At 32.3% G+C, this 20,290-nt stretch carries 13 protein-coding genes; 1 reads left to right on the top strand and 12 read right to left on the bottom strand.

The window, feature by feature from the left end:
* Positions 1-4 precede the first annotated feature (4 nt).
* The 12 genes from Q4Q39_RS15820 to Q4Q39_RS15765 all read right to left on the bottom strand — a co-directional run bounded on the left by Q4Q39_RS15820 (position 5) and on the right by Q4Q39_RS15765 (position 19,832).
* Positions 5-6,217 carry a thrombospondin type 3 repeat-containing protein gene (locus tag Q4Q39_RS15820; RefSeq protein ID WP_303283531.1) on the bottom strand — a complete coding sequence of 2,071 codons (6,213 nt, stop codon included), beginning with the start codon at positions 6,215-6,217 and terminating at the stop codon, positions 5-7.
* 39 nt (positions 6,218-6,256) lie between these two features.
* A complete protein-coding gene (locus Q4Q39_RS15815; RefSeq protein ID WP_303283530.1) occupies positions 6,257-8,383 on the bottom strand; it encodes a malectin domain-containing carbohydrate-binding protein in 2,127 nt (708 codons plus the stop codon).
* An 11-nt stretch (positions 8,384-8,394) separates the two neighbouring features.
* Positions 8,395-9,816 (bottom strand): fibronectin type III domain-containing protein, encoded by a 1,422-nt coding sequence (locus Q4Q39_RS15810; protein WP_303283529.1) that lies wholly within the window; start codon positions 9,814-9,816, stop codon positions 8,395-8,397.
* A gap of 9 nt (positions 9,817-9,825) precedes the next feature.
* Entirely contained in the window at positions 9,826-12,108 is a 2,283-nt protein-coding gene (locus tag Q4Q39_RS15805) for a fibronectin type III domain-containing protein (RefSeq protein WP_303283528.1), read from the bottom strand.
* 4 nt (positions 12,109-12,112) lie between these two features.
* Positions 12,113-12,715 (bottom strand): hypothetical protein, encoded by a 603-nt coding sequence (locus Q4Q39_RS15800; protein WP_303283527.1) that lies wholly within the window; start codon positions 12,713-12,715, stop codon positions 12,113-12,115.
* 88 nt (positions 12,716-12,803) lie between these two features.
* The gene (locus Q4Q39_RS15795; protein ID WP_303283526.1) at positions 12,804-13,313 is read right to left on the bottom strand and encodes an OmpH/Skp family outer membrane protein; all 510 of its coding nucleotides are present in this window, start codon (positions 13,311-13,313) and stop codon (positions 12,804-12,806) included.
* Positions 13,306-13,803 carry a hypothetical protein gene (locus tag Q4Q39_RS15790; protein WP_303283525.1) on the bottom strand — a complete coding sequence of 166 codons (498 nt, stop codon included), beginning with the start codon at positions 13,801-13,803 and terminating at the stop codon, positions 13,306-13,308. Before Q4Q39_RS15790 ends, Q4Q39_RS15795 begins: the two co-directional genes overlap by 8 nt.
* 12 nt (positions 13,804-13,815) lie before the next feature.
* On the bottom strand, positions 13,816-14,781 hold the full coding sequence (locus Q4Q39_RS15785) for a fibronectin type III domain-containing protein (protein ID WP_303283524.1): 966 nt from the start codon (positions 14,779-14,781) through the stop codon (positions 13,816-13,818).
* A complete protein-coding gene (locus Q4Q39_RS15780; RefSeq protein WP_303283523.1) occupies positions 14,765-15,292 on the bottom strand; it encodes a hypothetical protein in 528 nt (175 codons plus the stop codon). The genes Q4Q39_RS15785 and Q4Q39_RS15780 overlap by 17 nt, the downstream gene beginning before the upstream one ends.
* A gap of 1 nt (position 15,293) precedes the next feature.
* A complete protein-coding gene (locus tag Q4Q39_RS15775) occupies positions 15,294-16,481 on the bottom strand; it encodes a hypothetical protein (RefSeq protein ID WP_303283522.1) in 1,188 nt (395 codons plus the stop codon).
* A gap of 12 nt (positions 16,482-16,493) precedes the next feature.
* On the bottom strand, positions 16,494-18,422 hold the full coding sequence (locus Q4Q39_RS15770) for a type II secretion system protein GspD (protein WP_303283521.1): 1,929 nt from the start codon (positions 18,420-18,422) through the stop codon (positions 16,494-16,496).
* 3 nt (positions 18,423-18,425) lie between these two features.
* Positions 18,426-19,832 (bottom strand): GspE/PulE family protein, encoded by a 1,407-nt coding sequence (locus tag Q4Q39_RS15765; RefSeq protein ID WP_303283520.1) that lies wholly within the window; start codon positions 19,830-19,832, stop codon positions 18,426-18,428.
* A gap of 81 nt (positions 19,833-19,913) precedes the next feature.
* On the opposite strand from Q4Q39_RS15765, the gene Q4Q39_RS15760 reads away from it, so the two are divergent.
* On the top strand, positions 19,914-20,105 hold the full coding sequence (locus tag Q4Q39_RS15760) for a hypothetical protein (RefSeq protein ID WP_303283519.1): 192 nt from the start codon (positions 19,914-19,916) through the stop codon (positions 20,103-20,105).
* The last annotated feature ends 185 nt before the right edge of the window (positions 20,106-20,290 follow it).

Below are 20,290 nucleotides of genomic sequence, written 5' to 3'. Positions count from 1 at the left end.
TATTTTAAAATTTTCCTTCAAATAAATCGGTTGCTCCTGGCTCAGTACCCGAACCTGGGTCTTTATACCCAACAACATGAATTCTTACTTTAGGACTAGAAAAAATAGATCTGTTTTTCTTTTTATGGAATAAAGCAAAATCTATGATGGTATTATTACCTGCAGATCTATCACCTTTACTAACCCATCTCACCCCCATTTCTAAGGTAAGATTGGCTCTGCCTGAGGCATCTAATCGAATCATAAACTCTTTTGTTTGGGTCTCAAATATATCACCTCTATTAACTGCTGCTCTCCAGCCAATACGCCCCGAATTAACATCTACAACTTTTGCTCTAACAACATCATTTGGTTTTCCTTGTATGGTGAATCTTGCTTGTTTTTTCCATCCTCTAAGCTGTTTTGTCACCTCTATATTTACAATTTTAGGCACCGCATCATCATCACACACATCGCCAACGCCATCTTCATCATAATCAAATTGATCTGGATTGGGTGTATATTTACAATTATCTTTTGTATCTGGAATTTTATCATTATCGGCATCTAAATCTGGAGGAAACTCTCCTAATAATTGGCGTTCTATATATACTTCGTCTCCTTTTCGTAGTACCAAACTATTTTGACCTGTATGTGCGCGAGCATTAGAAATAATAGCATCATCTAGCGCATTATTATCTATGGTTTCTTTAAAATTGAAATGGCCATTAAGAGCATTTACAAACTCATAATCCTCAAAATTATCTACGCCCATATCCTGATATTTACTATTGGACGCTACGGCGGTAGGCAAAGTATAATTATACCCATACTGTGCTGCTGAATAACGATCTAAGGCATCCATATTTTCCAATTCTGAGCCATAAGGGCTGTATTGTGTTACCTCGCTGGCAAACGTCCATTTATTAGTATCTAGTTGGGCATCTACAGTTTGTTCCCATTCATATATATCTGGAGACTGTTCTACCAGATTGTAATAAGGTATAAAGTCCTTAAAATAGCCTTCCTTTCGTGTATTTACTTTCGAAGTGCTTCCATTAACAACTTCTGTACGTTCTGTTAGATATGCATAGGATTTTTTTGCACGCCATTCTCCTTTAGCATTATAGAGAAAAGGGTTAAAATCATAATTTTCTATAGGTGTACCTGCTAAATCTTCGGAAGAATTTACACTTCTAGGTAAAAAAGGCAATCCGTTTTCACATTGACAATTCCAGAAATCATCATATTTAACAGCACTTGCATTTACAATACGTAAATTAGTAGCTGTAGAGCCTGTTGCCAATTGCTCAAATGAACTACTAATTAATCTAGGGAGATAATTCCCAACGCTATCTTTAATAGGGTTTTTCATTAAAGTTATAGAGGCCATATTTGCCATTTGTTGGTTTCTATACCCAGAACGTATCACTTTAAAATCTATAGTGCCTTGTAAACCTAAGTCATTGCCCATATTACTTTTAGCATCCATAAGTTTAATACCCGTAGCACTTACTTCTACAACCCAGAGTTTTTTATAACCATTATCAGACTGCACCAAAAGTTCATCTCCTGGATATAAATAATCTTGTTTAGAGGTATCTTCTATCTTAAAAATAGTTCCTGTTTTAGTTAATCTTCCTGTAATACCAATATTTTTGGACGCTTGTCCCATACCTTCATAATTCCAATATGCTGGGAAATTGAAATTGTAATACTCATCATTGTATTCGTTAATAGTTCTGGTAAGTAGTACTTGTCCGGTTTCGGCGTCCCAAGCTTCATTTATAGTAGACACTCTCGAACCTAAATCTGTAGCGATCTTCTCTTTTAATTGTGCCGTAGTATGTATTACTTTAGTGGTAATCGTAGAATGTGCTACGTTTTCTATTTTAGTACGAGACGGTATGGCTGTAGGTATCACAACAGGAAAAATACCAATAATCATTAAAACGACATTCCCCTTATATCCTGTTGTTTTTGATTCTGAATAACTCTCTCTAAAATCTGTAACTACATCATAATCTACTCCAATCTGTCTATCCGTATTTATTGTACCATCTTTATTTATAGTAATTACTTTGTTATCTAAAACCCCCTCATTATCTGCACTGGTAGCATACTTATACTCTACCATAGATATGGGTTTATCTGTGTTTTCTGCAAACACTTTTTGCATTCGCATTTTGCCATTCATATCATTGGTATGCACTACAAAGCCTTGCGATAATGTAAACTCATTTTTAACTTCAACTGGTGCTCCCAATAAGCCTTTAACTATATTTTGTAAAAACTGACCTTCGTTCGTTGCAAAATTACTAGGGCTATCAATATCTGTATAATCTACAATAGTTGGAAAATCTTTAGAGGTAAAGTGTTCAGTCACAACTTTACCTGTTGCATGCTTGCCAATGTCATTTCTTTGCAAATTACTTACTGTTACTCTGCTATAAGTTACAGCAGCAGATGGGAAAAACTGCTCGCCAAAAGGTTTCTCGATATAACTTACTTCCTTAGGAGCTATAAGACGCTCTCCTATATTGTAAAATGGCTCTACAAAAGGATTTTCTTTGCTCATATTTGGTTCATAAGTAGCTACACCACTAGAACTACCATCGGCTAAAGTATAATCATACGTTTGACCATATTCTTTATCATAACGTCCATCTTCAGGAACACTTACCATTTTGTTCCATTGGTCTTTCATAACCAATTTACTGACTCTAGCACCACCACCCAATTTATAATTTTTAGGTGTTGACAAGCGAATCCATGATTTTTTAGGAATAAAACGTTGTGCACATAAATATTCATTGCTCCGCAATTTTTTATTAGGTCCTGAAAAAATATCTTTAATGGCTCCAAAGCTGCTTATAATATTTTGTGCTATGTCTTGAATATTTTGAGTTTCTGCATCTGGTGTTAAACCATATACCCAACCATTTAGATGTTTTCTGCCAAAATACCAACCTGCCTTAGATATAGGGTTTACTTGTTTGGTTCCTCCAAAAGCACCACCTTCAACATCGGTAGTTTTCATAGGTATGGCTGCATAAATTGGCCCCGTTCCATTTGGTTGAAAAACGTTTACGTCTTCATCCATTTCAAAATAACCCGTTACATAATCATAGTCCTTACTAGCAGTAGATTGTGCACCATCTTTGGTCATATTCATTAAAAACCTAAAGTACATGGGCTTATCTTCTATACCTTTTAGATATTTTGCCTTAAAGTCAATATTGTCACTTGACTCATCAGGTAATTTTACGTACAAATATTTTGCATCATTATTCCCACTAAATTTATACAGTCTTGTATTTCCTTCAGGGTCTGTTGAACTTGAAGCACTACCAGCTCCAACAACTTTAAACATTTGCATCGTGTTCCTATTCTGTACATATTGGTAATCATCACTTTCATAGGTGAGTTCTATACGTCCTCCAGAGGGTAAATCTACTGAGGTAAGGGACCACGCAGAAGCATATAAATCTTGAGTGGTTCTATCCTCTTGTTGAACAAAAGGAAATTCGGGAGTTGTAATTTCATCTCCAGTATTACAACCTCCATTTGTATTGGGCTTATAATTCCCCCAAACATCATAAGATTTTAAATTGTAATTTGGATTGAACCCTTCATAATTAAATATATACGGGGTATATTTTCCCATCTGTGAGTCCCTGTATGTAAAAAACACCTTTTTTAACGTTAATTTTCCTCCTTCGTTACTTAATTCATGAGGTAATTCTGGTGTCCCGTCAAGATTATTCTCCACGCCTTTACATTGTGAATAATCGTACACAAAATGTGCTGTTTTAATAGCAGTTATCGGTAAATCATTTGTGGAATCATCGTCTAGTATTTTAGCAGCAATAGCTTCTGGCTTAGAATACAAACGAATCTTCTCAATTTTATACATAGACCCCTCATTTTCAGTCCCGGTACTGTGTCTTTTTTTTGCTCCTTTTGCATCCTTTCTTGGTGATAAATCAAAAAGTGCTACGTGTGTTTTAGTTTCAATTTTACGTATGTATTTGATTTCTTTTTCTCCATAAACATAACTCCCTTTTTGGTCGTTAGGATGTGTATTAAGTCCTGCATTATATGATGCTTCGTCAGATTTATAAGGAACGCGCCAATTATAGTCATTTGTCTCTTCAGGGACATAGTACTCAAAACTAGTATAGGCACCTAAATCATCATCTGAGGGTCCATCTCCTTCTAAATCTTCATAATCTGAAGATAATACTGAAGACAATAAATAAGTATGTGCGTAAGCTGGCGTTATTACATTATTATAAAAATGATCTATGCCACTTTTATTACTTCCAGAATCTTCTCCTGACGGGCCTGCATTATATTTCACAATACCTGTTGCACAATTAAAATCATTACTATCCGTCGTGAATGTAACTTCTTGCTTATTGGTATTGTATGCTGTTTCTCCAAAAACATAGGTTGATCCATCTCCTTTTAACACGCGTATTTCTGCTGTATGGTGGGATTTAGCATTGGTATTAATTCTATTATTATAATAATCTGTATTAGGATATAATGATCTTAATTCTGAAACACTGAATTTTTGAACGGTTTGGTTACGAACCTCCCGTTTTTTACGTTTATACTTACCTGTAATTGGAGGAAGTGCTCCATTATTTACTGTTTCTGGATAAAATGGAAATCCATTATTATCGTATTTCTTTATTCTAAATTGATTCTCCGCTTGTTTATTGAAACTCTTTTTACTGCCTCCAATTTCCAATGCAACAGGTGCATAGCCTCCTAAATCTTCAAATAATTGTTGGTCTTGATCTACTCTGGGCTCACCAATATATTTAAAATATACGGGCTCATAATCTAATGATTCATCAGTACTTTTGGTATCTTCTCTTTTTTGTTTAAAATTCTTTAAAGCTTTTGTATTCCATATCCCTGTTCTACTATTAGAGGGTGCATCTGTAAAATTTACCCCTACGTGGAAAGAAGAAGCAGCTTCTACCTCTATACCCAACTGAAAACTATCACTTTCGTCCTCTACTAATTCATCATTTATTTGACCTATTTGACTCCTAAATGGCCGAAACATCCCAGCAACCCCTTGTCCGTTTACAGAATACAAATCATAAGTATAATTTGTAGTAGGTAATGCTAAGGTGCTTTTACTTATTAAACCATCTTTTTCCCTATTGTAATCCAGAATATCATCTGTTGTGGCATGTCCAGTAAATTCATAACCATACGCTTTTTCTGTTTTTATCGGATCTTTAATTTTTTGAACAGCTCCCATAGCGGAAATCTCACCTTCAATATCAAACCCCCATACAGATGTACCGACCGATAGTGCTACTGTGCCTGCAATATCTTTAAACGCAGTTCTTTTTCTAGGCGTAAGAGTAGTATTTTGAAAAGAAACTGAACCAAAACCACCTGCCATACTACTAGATGAAGAAAGATTTTCTTTTTTCCCATTCCCTGCATCTCTTTCCCCTACCTTAAAAGATTCTGATATACTGCTTGACAAAGAAAAACTAGACAAACCGCGATTAGAATTATAAGAAATCCCAGCATTTAAAGAACCATTAATCGCTCCGTCTCCTAAATCACCAAATTTAACTTTTCCGCTCACACTGGGAGAAATTGTAGCCCCTTCTGTTGCAGAAGTTTCTACTTCCATACCCACAGTAACAGCATTGGCTAAATCAAAAGACAATCCATAAGATGGCGTGAAAGACATGCCACTATAGTTATTGTATTTTAAATCTACCCCTATTGAAGCTGAAGCTTTAACAGCATCACCTGTTTCAAACCCCATAATTTGGAGATCTAATCCAGCATGAACCCCTACCGTAACATTATCTTTCATGTTATTCTCATATACCATTTCATCCCCTTTAAAATCATCTGGAATACCACGAACCTGTCTGTTTATCTGTCCCACATTAAGGTTCCAACCCAATCCTGTCCACGAAGCTTCTTGATCCATAGTAACTCCAGAATCATAAGCTAGGTTTAAAGGATAGCCTCCTACATCCATAATAGGAATGTTATAGTTAAAATTTCCTGATGCCAAATTCACCATATCTGACGTGCCAATAGGTGTAAACGAATTAAATTCCGGTTGCGACGGACCACTGGTTAAAGCAAACAAATTTGAAGGCTGAACCGCTGTGATAAGTAATTGTATAGCCAAATAACTAGCTATAATCTTTGAGAACTTACTGGTTTTAATGGAATGAATCATAGTGGTTTATTATAATTTTATTATTACTAAAAAGAAGAATTATCCCTTTGTTAATTTTTCTAATTCTGTTAATCTCTTTTCCTGCATTTCATTTTTTTGAACTTGCTCATTTAATACTTTTTGCTGTTGTAAAATGTATAAAGTCAGTTCTTCTATTTTTTCCAAAAGTTTCATATTCATAATACCTAATTCAACACCGTTAGCTTCCATCTCTTTGGCTGTTGGTATATTTGGTAAATGCTTATAAGTTTTAATATAATTTCGGAGTTTTTCTAATGGTGTTAAATTATAATCTGTTTCAAAGACATAATCGGGAGCAGGAACTGATAAATCTATTTTTACTTCTTCGCTGTGAATGCTTCCTTTTACGGTAAGTTTAGAGTCTGGAATTGTTGTGCCAATACCTACATTGCCTAAGTTGTAGTATACATCTTGATTGTTTAGGGTCCAATTACCAGAACCTCCTCCTGAAGCTGCATTCGTAGTAATAGCCAAGATATTGCTATCCACACTTTCATTGCCTACAGCGTCTAAAGCAGTCACTGTAAAGTTGTATGCAGTTGATCCTGTGAGACCTGTTACTTGGTAGATTAATACATTGCCTAAAGTAGTTTCTAATACGCCTTCTTTATATACTTTGTATCCTGTAACGGCTACATTATCTGTGGCTGCTGTCCAACTTAAATCTACTGTTGTATCTGTTTGTCCTGTACTTGAAAGTGTAGAAGTTGTAGGAATTTGAGTGTCTGTATTAGAATTTAATATTTCAAACCCTGAAAGTTTTGCAGTGTCTACTTCACCACCAGTGCCATTTGTTGAAAATTCCAAATTAAGAATTCCATCATTTACCTCCACATTATTAAATAATTTAGTGGCAGGTTGGTTTTCACCATTTTCCTGATAGATGTCATAGTTATCCAATACTAGAACACCTTCCATTTTCACATCAAAAACTCGCAGATTTACAGCGTTAAAATGAGCTTCAATAAAATGTAAAATAACATCATAGTTACCATTTTCTACAGGGACATCATAAGAAAAATCCCCCCACCGCTCATTATTGTATACTTCAGGAACTGCAAGATATTCTGAGGTATTTCCGCCAGTGAAATATTGATCCAAAAGGAAAGTGTTACCACTGTAAGTGGTTTCTAAACCACCTGCATTAACCCGAAAAGGTAAAGATATTCCTTGAATAGAAGCATTTGTAGTAATAACCAAAGTATTACTAGCTACACTTTCATTGCTTGCAGCATCTAAAGCAGTCACTGTAAAATTATAACCAGTCGCGGCTGTAAGCCCTGTTATTTGATAGGTTAGCACATTACCTAATGTAGTTTCTAATATACCATCTTTATAGACTTTATATTCTGTAACTGCTGTATCATCAGTTGCCGCTGTCCAACTTAAATCTACTGTTGTATCTGTTTGAGTTGTACTAGATAAGGTTGGTGCGGTTGGTACTTGAGTGTCAGGACCATCAATAAGCTCCTGAATTGTTGGCTCCTGCCCATTGACTTCGTACATCGTTGGGGCATAATAAAATTGAGAATCGTTAGCATTATTATTACTAGAAAGCCAAATTGACTGATATATTTTAGTAGCCGTAGATTGAAACTTATAATCGGTTGCATCTTGGTCTTTATTTCCTGTTGCTCCATTATAAAGGCCACCAATGCTAACTGTATTTGTATAAGAATCATGATGCATAAAACCCACCAACAAGTACCACTGGTCGAGAGTAGGAACATCTGCCCCTCCAAAATAAGGGTTTACATGAGGGCTTCCATTAAGATTATTAACGACTAAGTTATCTGAAGCATCTAACGCTCTTGCTCGAAAAGGGGTGTTTCCATCAAATGAGTTCGTTTTTTTTAACCAAACTGTAAAGCGATATGTTTTAGTTGGATCTATATTTATAAGATCTGTACTCCATCCCCCTGCACCAGAATTTCCAGTAGCTTCAGGAATTGTTTTCCATAAAAGCACTGATGTGCCATGAGGACCTATACCCATTTCCCTAATGTTTTCTCCATCTGTCCCGGTTCTATTAAAACCTGGTGCAGAACCCGTGCCTATTGTCCAAGTAGAAGTATCTAAAAGATTTGTTTGGGCAGATGTAATACTACAAACAAGTAAAAAGACTAACTTTATAAGTGATTTCATATAATGTCTTATCAATTTTTATTTAATAATTTTTCTATTTTTTTAATTCGGTTTTCTTGAGTCTTTAAGTGTTTTTCAAGATTAAAAATATCGACATCCTTTTTATTTATTTCTCGTTGTTGTTGTAAAATATAAAGAGTTAATTCTTCTATTTTCTGTAAGAGTTTAGCATTCATATCTCCTAATAGAATCCCATGCTCTTTTACTTTTTTTGCTGAAGGAATATCTTTTAAATGTCCTTTTTCTTTAATATGTTGCTCAACTTCTTTTAAAGAGGGTAACTTGTAATTTTTTTCGAAAACAAAATCGCTCCAACCAATTAAATCTACGCGTACTTCTTTGGTGTGAATGTTTCCGTTTACAGCTAGTTTTTCATCTGGTGTTGAAGTTCCTATACCTACATTACCTGTATTGTAATACACATTTTGATTGTTTAACGTCCAATTACCTGAACCACCTCCTGAAGCAACATTGGTTGTAATATTTATTGGATTACTTAATATACTTTCATTACCAGCAGCATCTAAAGCGGTTACTGTAAAATTATATGCAGTTGAAGCTGTAAGTCCCGTTACTTGATAGATTAACACATTTCCTAGAGTTGTTTCTAATACGCCATCTTTATATACTCTGTAGCCTGTAACAGCTATATTATCTGTGGCTGTCGTCCAACTTAAATCTACTGTTGTATCTGTTTGAGCTGCGCTTGATAGTGTTGAGGTTGTTGGAACTTGGGTGTCTGGTCCATCAATAAGCTCCTGAATCGTTGGTTCCTGCCCATTCACTTCGTACATAGTTGGATTATATAAGAATAGTTCATCATTTATGTTGTTACTAATTCTTAAATAATTTCGTTGTATAAAACGAGTTGCCGTATTTGAAAACTTAAAATCTAAAATATCTACTTGTTTAATTCCATTAAGGTCATATACACCTCCGATACTAGTCTGAGTTGAATAGTTACTTTCATGAACGTATCCAACCATGAGATACCATTGATCCAATAAAGGAAGGTCAGCAGAAAAAGGATAAGGAGCACTATTCACAATGCCATCTAATTTTAAACCTGCAGCATTATCGTTATTATCACGACAAAAGAACGCAAAGTAAATAGACCCATCATTTGAGTTTGTTTTTTTCATCCAAGTAGTGAAGCGATATGTTTTTGTATGATCAATGTTAATATAATCGGTTTCCCAACCACCATTATAACTTGATGAAGTATCACTATCTGGCATAACTTTCCATAAAACTCCGGATGTCCCGTATGGATTTACACCTATTTCTCTTATATTTTCAGCAACAGCTCCATAATGTGAAAATCCAGATACAGAACCCGTTCCTACTGTCCATGTAGAGCTATCTAAAAGATTCATTTGAGCAAACGAAATATTACAAATAAATAAGATGATTAATTTTATAGTTGATTTCATAAATAATGGTTATTTACTTTTATTTAATAACTTTTCTATTTTTTTTATACGATTTTCTTGTTGCAAAATGTAAAGGGTTAATTCTTCTATTTTCTGAAGGAGCTTCGCATTCATATCTCCTAATAGAATACCGTTTTCTTCTACATTTTTTGCAGATGGTATATCTTTTAAATGCCCTTTTTCTTTGATGTGTATTTCAACCTCTTTTAAAGAAGGTAATTTGTAATCTTTTTCGAAAACAAAATCACTCCAACCAGTTAAATCTACGCGTACTTCTTTTGTATGAATATTTCCATTTACAGCCAGTTTTTCATCTGGTGTAGTTGTACCAATACCAACATTACCTGTATTGTAATAAACATTTTGATTGTTTAGAATCCAATTCCCAGAACCTCCTCCTGAAGCTGCATTTGTAGTTATAGCCAAAATATTACTAACCACACTTTCATTACCGGCTGCATCTAAAGCCGTGACTGTAAAATTATATGCAGTTGAAGCAGTAAGCCCTGTTACTTGATAGGTTAACACATTACCTAATGTAGTTTCTAATACCCCATCTTTATATATTTTATATTGTGTTACTGCTATATTATCTGTAGCTACTGTCCAACTTAAATCTACTGCGGTATCTGTTTGAGTTGTGCTAGATAGGGTTGGTGCTGTTGGAGATTGGTTATCAGACGCAGAGCCAGCAGTATAAGTGACAAAAATTTCTGGAGCATCATTGGGTTCTTGATCATAGCTTACTGCATTTCTTAACCCAGAAATATGAGAAATGATTATATTAATTGCATCTGTACTAGAATAGCCACTCCTATTAACTATTTCTTGTAGCATAGACGATAAATCTGGTGTTTGTTGTGGTGTGTCTCTTTCATTAACAGTATTCCAATCTGGGGGAGACCACTGTACAATAGTATTTGTCTTTAATCTACTTGATATATCTCCAGAGCTCGAAGACCAAATCTGAGGGTTATTGGAAGCTTCCGCAGCAATATTAAGAGTTGATATTCCTGTCCTTATCTCATCTGCGGTAAATTGAATATATGCATTTTGTATAGTAGCTCCTTGTGGAATATTTAAAGCTTTAAAATATAATCCTACAGCAGTATTATCAATAAAATCAAGGTCATTACTTGTAATAGTTATAAAACCATCTGTTAGTCTTTCTTCTGAATCTTCTGTACTTAATCCTATTTTTGATGATACTTGGACAGGGCTATTTCCTGAAGAAACATCTGTAGTAATATTTAGTGTATTGCTAACCACACTTTCATTACCTGCTGCATCTAAAGTAGTTACTGTAAAGTTATAGGTGGTTGCAGCTGTAAGACCAGTAACTTGATAGCTTAAAACATTGCCTAAAGTACTTTCTAATACAGCGTCTTTATATACTTTATACCCTGTAACCGCTATATTATCTGTAGCTGCTGTCCAGCTTAAATCTACTGTAGTGTCGGTTTGTACTGTACTAGATAATGTCGGTGCTGTAGGGGATTGGGTATCAGCAGATGTTGTATCAAAAGCTATTTCTATATCTGATAATTTACCGGACATATCTGCTCCTATAATAACATAGGCAACTTCACCATCAAATCTGGTATAAGGATTGGTTACAGTCGTGCTAATATTCCCTAAAACACCAATAGTCTCACTTCCAATATTTCCTGAAGCGTGTGTTAATGTAGTTAAAACTGTTCCAACTGAAACGATATAAGAGGTAGCATTATTTCTTGAAACTCCTAGCAAACCAGTTCCAGGAAATGTAAAAACTGGAGCTATAGTGGCATCTGAATTTATTTCTGGTCTTTGAAGTGTAGTGGACAAACTAATATTTGATCCACTAGATACAGTAAATTCATTAGTATACGCTTGTGAAACCTTCGCATAAAACCCTGCATCATTTTGAGTATAATTTATACCTCCTACAGATGGGTTAAAATGAGTATCAATCAAATCTAACCCATCCCCTTTAACTCCTGATAAAGACCATGTAAGAGAACCTCCAAAACTTTCTTCTGTAGCTTTAGCTCCTGTAGGGTTCTTCCAGTTAATAAGTTTGAAATTTTTATCGCCACTTCCTTTAAAATACAATATGAGATCGGAGGTAGCCCATATACCACTGGCTTTTGCACTAACAATTATTTGATTTTGTATGGTTTGATCTGCTGCACTGGGCAAGGTATATCCTTGTGCTGTGGCTTCATCCAATATGGCTTGGTAAGCAGAATCGTTTTGAGCAAATATAATACTACAAACAAATAAGATAATCAGTTTTATAATTGACTTCATAATTTTAAACTTTTAAAGGTGAATCTGTTAAATTGAATTTTATGATTCCATTACCGAATAGTTGGTCCTGATAGATTAGTTTAATATGATCGTTGGGCGGGATATCATTGAAGTATAGTAAGACGCGCTTAAAAGGTGCTACTTTAAAATTACGCTCAAAATTCACACCAGAGCATGGTATGGTGTCGTTAGAAGATGTTATTACAGTAAAATCTTTTTCGATAGTAAATGCTATGTATTTTACAGCATCTTTGTAAGTTTTATTTGTATGGTCTTTTAGTAGTAAATCTGCCTCACTAGTATGTTGAAACTCAACTTCGATGATACGTTCTTTACTATTTACCTGATAAAGTGAATCTACTTTAGCATAATCTGCTTGATTATCTTTAAGAAGATAGTATTGAATAGGGACTTCTGTAGCCGTATAATTTATATCGCTAACAAATTGTGTGACGCGCTTAGATTTCCAACCTTGTTGCTGTAAATTAAAAAATTTATATTCGGGGAGATCTCTATATTTTGAAGACTTGTTGCATGAAACCAACAATCCGAACACAAACATTAAAACAAAAGATATTGAGGGAAAACACCTTTTAAAAAATATCATAAAAACCCTGAATTAATTATTCCTTAAAACTATATAAAGCTTCAAAAAAACAGGTAAGGGATTTCCTTGATATGTTTAAGGCTAACCCTTAATTATTGCCTTCATATTTAATATTCGAATATTCTAAAATCTGATTTGTAATGTCTATTGATTCCTGAGCAAACATCACATTACCATTACCACTGGTTCCTAAAATAATTTTTAAGTTATTAGTTTCTGCGTATTCTTTTATATAATTATTAAGTCTGTTCCAAACATTTTCACTTAAATTATGAGAGTAATTATCTTGTAACTCTTGAAAAGCTTTGCTCTTATAAGCAATTTGTTGTTGCAAACTTTTAAAGTTATTATTTTCTTTATCTTTTATAGTCTGGAAAATGGCATATAAACTATCTAACTCTTTTCCTTTTTTACGAATTTTTGCATCTTCAACAACCTTAATATCTTTAGTCATATTAAACCCATTAAAAAGTTTAATGTTATCTATATAAACAATGTCTTTTTGATTGTTGAATTGTGAAAAATTAATTAAAGTTATTATAATGATAATTACTATTAAAATAGTATTTGACAGGGTAAGGCGATTAAAATTAGTCATGGATTTTCGTTATTGTTTTTTTTATATTATTGAATGATACTATTAAAGAATCGTTATATGCTTTTACTAAGGTTAGATCACCCACGGTTTCATTTTCTCGTTTTCTGTAAAGTTTTTTGTCTATTTTTAATAAAACTAGTCGTGTCGTTTTATGATTTCCTTTAACAAAACCATGATAACTTATATCTGGCCAAACTGTATTTACTTTTTTTATATGTTTAAGAATAGGCTTTTGAGTTGAAGCTTTAACTTTAGTTGCTTGTACTGGTTTTTTAATTCTTTTTGATGCTTTAAAGGGTGATTTATTTATTATTTCCAGTAAAAAGGTATCTTTTGTTACATTGTATTTGGGTTGACTACTTATGTTTGATATATTATTGTCTCTATTTTTCTTTGAAGCATTAGACTTTCCAAAATATTTATATACTACTGCTCCCCAAATAATTATGAGTAATACTATTAAAACACCATTTAAATATTTTTTTTTCAAAATGATACTTATTTAATTTTCAACAACAACAGATCTAACGATACTATAATCACTTTCATTTTTAGCTGCATCTATAGCTTTTACACGCCAATAATAAGTATTAGGTGTAGTGAATTCATATATTGCTGAATTGTTTGTTGTTTTAGCTGAATGAATCACAGTATTAAAATTAGAGTCTGAAGAAATTTCTAAAGTATTCGTTATTGTCGATTTAATAGTTCCTGAATCTGCTCCATTTATCCAATTAAAGGTAACAGAAGAAGGCGATATTTTAGCTTCATCTAATGGTTCAGATAATGTTGGTTGATTTGGTACTACTGTATCTATAAAAAGAATATGTTCTGAAAAAGGTGTAGATGTATTAGATGTTGTATTAAAGGCTTTTACTTTCCATATATATTCGGCATCTTCATCAATTTTATCTGGATCAATATTGAAACTTATTTTATTGATATCTGGTTCTTCTAAAACGGTTTGTTCTCCACTAGTTTTTTTTGCCAATACAAATGTATATGTATCAGCATTACTTAAACTTTTCCAGGTAAAAATGATATTTTTGTTATTGGTATATAAGTTTTCTGTTGGTGTTTGAAGTACGACACTTTGATTCGACAAATCATCTGAAGGACGCATCTCAAAATTTACAGGAAACGTATAATCGGTTTCATATGCAAAGTTTTCGGCTTTTACACGCCATTGATAATTTCCTGGGTCTAAATTATAAGTGAAGTTTGCCACCGTTACTAAAGAATCTACTTCTTGCCTTTGATTGTCTCCTATTATTTGGACTCTATAACTATCGGCACCTTCAATGGTTTGCCACAAAAACTGAGCTGTATTGCCTTCTATTGTTACGCCTTCTCTTGGAGATATAATTTGCACAATATCGTCAGTAATATCATCTTCTAAAATATCATCACAAGCAAATGATATAAAAAGTAAAATTAATAGTAAGGTTATATTATTTAGCTTTTTCATAATTCTGTAATATTATTTTTAAAAAAAGGGTTTCTTTATTAGTCCTGTAATTTTTTTTTGAATAAAATTCTGTACTTACTACACGAGAATCTTTAAAGTTTTTTTCTGTTTCATAAAGTAATTTAATCAGTGCTTCATAAGTCCCTTCAAGCTCAATTTGATTAGAATAAATTAAAAATTCTTCACCTCTAGATATATGTACATCTTCAATAGACACTATATTTATTGTTAAATCTGTTTTAGAGATAAAATCAAGTATTTTTTGTTGAACATTTATGGGATTTAAAGAACGCCCACCAATCAATTTATCTAAAGTCTTAATATCATCTTTTAAAACATATAAATTATTAAATGATTTATCCGTATTTGCAAGTTTTTGCTCTACAAGATTGAGTTCTTTTTTAGCTGCCAACATATCCTTAAATGTTTTTTTATACGATGCCATAAAAAGCAACACAAAACCAATAATGACTAAGAAAAATTTTCGCTTATATGTTAGGTTATCAAACACTTTAAATTTCTATTTTTAGAATAAATTCGTTCATTATTTTACTTTCTTGTGAGTATGCAACAATATCTAATTTTTCAATCCATTCTAACGTCTTAATTTGTTTGACCCAACGGTTAAAAACCTCATCATTTGTAACATTTCCTGCTATACTTATAACATTAAAATGGAAATCTATCTTCTTGCCATGCTCAATTTTTTTTAACTTAGGTATGACGTGAATTTTTTTCAATGTTATTTCTGGAAGTGTAGAATTCCCAATATCTGCTACATATCTTGTGATAAAACTTTTGTTACTAATATTAGTTGTTTGCAGTATTTTTTCTTTTAGCTTTTTTTCTTCCCTAAGTTCATTAAGTTCTATAGCTGTTTGTTGGGACAACGCATAAACGGATTCTTTTTCAACTAAAGTATTTATATAAGAATTATACAGTAAGTGACTTGAAAAAAGTGTTACTAAAAAAAAGAAAAGAGAAAAAACACATGCTATTTTAAACCATTTTTTATACTTGAATTCGCTTGTATTATGACTCAAAAAATCGGTATCAAAGTCAATAATATTATTAGGAAACTTATAACTAAAAAAGGCTCCAATTAATGGTATTTCGTACTCGTTAAAAGTATCTCCATTAATTGTGTATTGATTTTTAGAATTGCTTTTGTTTTTAAAAGATAGAATTTTATTTTCTTTTATTTCGATAGCATAATTAACAGATGAAATACTAGAATAGTCTTTAATAACAGAAAGTAAATTCGCCATTACAAACGGACCATAAGAAAGGTGAACCACAAAAACATTTAATATGTTTATCTCTTTTATAAACGCATCAATAAGTTCTTTTCTTGCTACTGATACAAATACCGTTTCTTCCTGTTTATATTCATAAAAGTAAAAGTCGTCAAGATTTGATTTAAATATTATTTTTTTTCTATATCCGGCTTTATTTTCTACATGTTTATTTATAATACTATCTCCTTCAATATGTAAAATAACCGGATAGTTTTTATTTATATGTGTTTTAAAAGTATCATCAATATCCTTAGACTTAAACCTACCTTCAACCTTTAATTCATTGTCTTTAAATAGTAACGTAATTAAATAATACTCCAATACTCCATTAACATTAGATATACTTAATGCATAGTATTTTTTATTATCGTCTAATATGTTTGTTAGTTTTTTTAGTAACATTTTAGTAACATTTTAGTAGGTAACAGTAGGTTTAATAAAAATATGAAGCTTTGATTTTTCTTTTCTTTTCTTTCTTCCACTAAACAGCCATTTAATTACGGGAATTCTTGATAGTAAAGGTGTTCCTGTTCCTGAGTTTTCATTTTCTAATTCATCCAGACCTCCTAAAAGAATCATCTCATTATTTTTAACACTAATCATCGATTCAAATTTTTGAGTAGATTTCCCTGGAGGTGCGTTCTCCCCTGCCCTACCAAGGAAAGAGCTTTTCTCCACAGAAATAGTGAGCGTTACATTTTCATCTTTTGACACAAAAGGTTTAATGTTAATACTCAAATTTGCTTCGGTGGATTTCCACGTACCAGATTGAAGAATATTATTATTTACTCCAGAATTAATTAATCTGTTATTTTGCTCAAAATAGTAATTAGTTTCTCCTATAGAAGATGTGGCCTCATGACCATTGAGCGTTACTAGTTTAGGGGTAGACGATAACTTAATAAGCGAGTTATTCTCTAAGGCTTTTAAATTTAAATAAAATTTTTCGGTTACCTTACCAAGGTTTACAATACCCAAGCCATTAAATGCATCAATTAAACTATTTACAGATGTGGAATTAAGGCTTACATCACTTGTTGGAAAAAGAATTCCGGATGTAGCCCCTGGTTCATTATTAATCCCAGCCTGTATTCCTGTTTGTACTTCATAGGATTTCTGATATTGTGCAATAATAACCTCTATCTGAATGACTGGCACAACGCGATCAATTTCATATATGTAATCCTTAAACTCTTGAATCTGATTTTTTGACCCAGAAACTACAAAACCATTAAGCTCAACAAATTCTTTAATTTCCAGTGTTTGGGTAACTGCTGTAGGTAATGTTGTTAAAACTGTTTCTATAGTTCTATTTTCTAGCTGTACTAATTCTGTCATTCTAAGTCCTTCTGTCGCATGCTCTCCTATTAAATATAAATCATCCAATTTTTTATAAGTGTAGTTTTCTCCTTTAAAAAGGTGATCTAATAGATTATCAAACGTAATATTATTAGCTACCAAAGTTGTTATAACTCCTTGAGGTGTATTGTACATGAAGAAATTAATATTTAATTTTTCGGCTGCTTCTTTAATCATTTCTGTAGCATCAGCTTCAAAGGCTTTAATTTCTAAAAACCCTTGGGCATTCGTTTTAACTTCAAAAGCACCTGAATCAATTTGGTTTGTTGAGTTATTGTTTGTTGATCGCGTTCTTCCTTTAGAACGTGATGTAGCTGTTTTTTGAGGGGTTTGTGCTATTATTGTGGCCTTTTCAAGATAATAGTTTTCGTTTTCATCTATGGTTAAAACCAAACTATTTGATTTTGCCATCATTTCTAACACTTCATCTATTGGTCTGTTTAGAATATATGCAGACACTTTTTGGTCTTTTATATCTGGAGCTAATACAATATTTTTTTTGGAAGCATCCGTAATTGCTTGAGCGACCCTTGGTAATGAATCGTTTTTTAGTTTGACTGATAAAAATCTATTTTGTTCGTTATATGTAACATCTATAGGTTTTAATGGTTCGGGCTTTTTAATAACAATTGCTTCTGGCTTTTTATTAAAAATCAAAATATTATTTGCAACATCGACTTCCAGTTGATGTTTTTTAATTAAAAACAAGAAGACATCTTTTATATTAACATCATAAAAGTTACTTGTTACAAGTTGGTTTAAATTTGAATCTACGCTAACATTTAATTGATGCTCTTCAGCCAGGGCATTAATAAAATCATATAGTGTTAAACCACTTAAATCTATTCTGACATTATCTTGTAACCCTTTCTTTGTTTTTGATAGTGCTTCTAATTCTTCAGTAAATATTTTAATATTAGTTTGCGAAAAACTCACATTAAAAATAATACAAGATATAAGTACAATTACAGTTCTGTATGACATAGTTTAATTGATAAGTATTGGATATATTTCATCTAGCGATGTGATTCCTTTTGAAAATAAATCAAAAGCTTTATCAGAGAGTTTTCTATTTTTCATAATATTAGACTGTTCCAATGTATTTTTCTTTATAGCTTCTATCACATCATGAGTAATAGGCAATATTTCATAAATAGCTCTCCGACCTTTATATCCTGTATGATAGCAATCATGACACCCAACAGCGACATAATGCTTATTTAGTTTAGTTTTTGGCGTATAAGACAATGGCAAATCATCATCATTAAATTCTTGTGCTTTCTTACATGTTTTACACAGCGTTCTTATTAATCTTTGTGCCACAGATATGTTAATTGTTTCTGCAATTAAAAAAGATGGAACGCCCATATCTACCAATCTAGAAATGGTTCCTATTGCTGAATTAGTATGAATTGTAGATAGCACTAAGTGTCCCGTTAAAGATGCTCTAATTGCCATTTGAGCAGTTTGCCCATCTCTAATCTCTCCTAACATAATAATATCCGGGTCTTGTCTTAGAAAAGATCGTAATGCAGATGTAAAGGTTAATCCGATATTTTCTTTTAATTGTACTTGGTTTATACCTTTCAATGTATATTCTATAGGGTCTTCAACAGTAACAATATTCGTATTTATAGTATTAAGGTGCTTTAAAGTTCCATATAAAGTGGTCGTCTTTCCAGAGCCCGTTGGTCCACTAATTAAAATAATACCATTAGTCTTTTTTACAGCTTCCAGATAAAGTGGTAAATCATGTGTTTCGAATCCTAATTGATAGATATCTAAATGGGAGGCATCTCTTCCTAATATACGCATAACCACTTTTTCACCATGATGAGTTGGTAAAATAGAAACTCTTATGTCAAAATCATCATATTCAATTCTTCCATCTTGTGGTAATCTTTTTTCTGTAATATCTAAATTCGATTTAATTTTAATTTGATTAATTAGCTCTAAATAACTCTCTTTCTTGATATTGTTTTTCTCAATTAATTGACCATCTATTCGCAGTCTAACCCTTACGTCTTCTTCATATATTTCTATATGGATATCACTAGCATTAATATGTTTTGCTTCAAAAATTAGATCTTCTAAAAAATCATTACCATAAGAAACCAATTTAGGCTGAGAATCATTCATCCTATAGTAAACGGAAAGGGCTTTTTTAATTACGGAAGTTTCAACAGTTTCTAAGTTTATCTGCTTATTAAAAAGTAACCTAAGTTCTTCTTTAATGCTATGTAATTCTAATTCTTGTGTTTGGTCAATAAAAAATATACATTCCGTTTCGGAAATAGATTTTGGAATTATTAAAAAATGATTTGCCATCTCAGAACTAATAGCTTGTTGTAAGCTAACGGATAAATCTATGTGATCAATTTTTGCTGTTTCCATTAAATAGACATATTAATATTAAACACATTCTTTATAAGTATATTAATAACAAGGTATAATGATAAATAGCCTGCAAGTGGAATGGTTTTCATCTTTTTAAATAATAAAACTATCACATATAACAGCAATGAGAACAATAAGCCTATTATAAAAAATGGAATGAATGTTTCTAGTTTAAAAAGTGGTGTTATAGCTATAAAAAAAACAATATCTCCTAAGCCGATAAAACGATCTATTGGATTAATTAATGCCTTTGTTTTTAATGAAAAATAAAGTATAACACCCAATATGTTAATAAGTAAAAAACCTATATTATATATAGTATCGATTAATTTCAAATTAGTTGACACATAATTAATTAACATAGAAAAACAAAAAATAAGTATAGGTAAAATAATATGTATCATTCGCTTTTTCATATCAAAATACAGAACAAGAAGCAGCGCTATTATTAATAA

This window comes from Flavivirga amylovorans (assembly GCF_030540875.1).
Classification (GTDB): domain Bacteria; phylum Bacteroidota; class Bacteroidia; order Flavobacteriales; family Flavobacteriaceae; genus Flavivirga; species Flavivirga amylovorans.
This window is presented reverse-complemented; position numbering and strand designations above follow the sequence as displayed.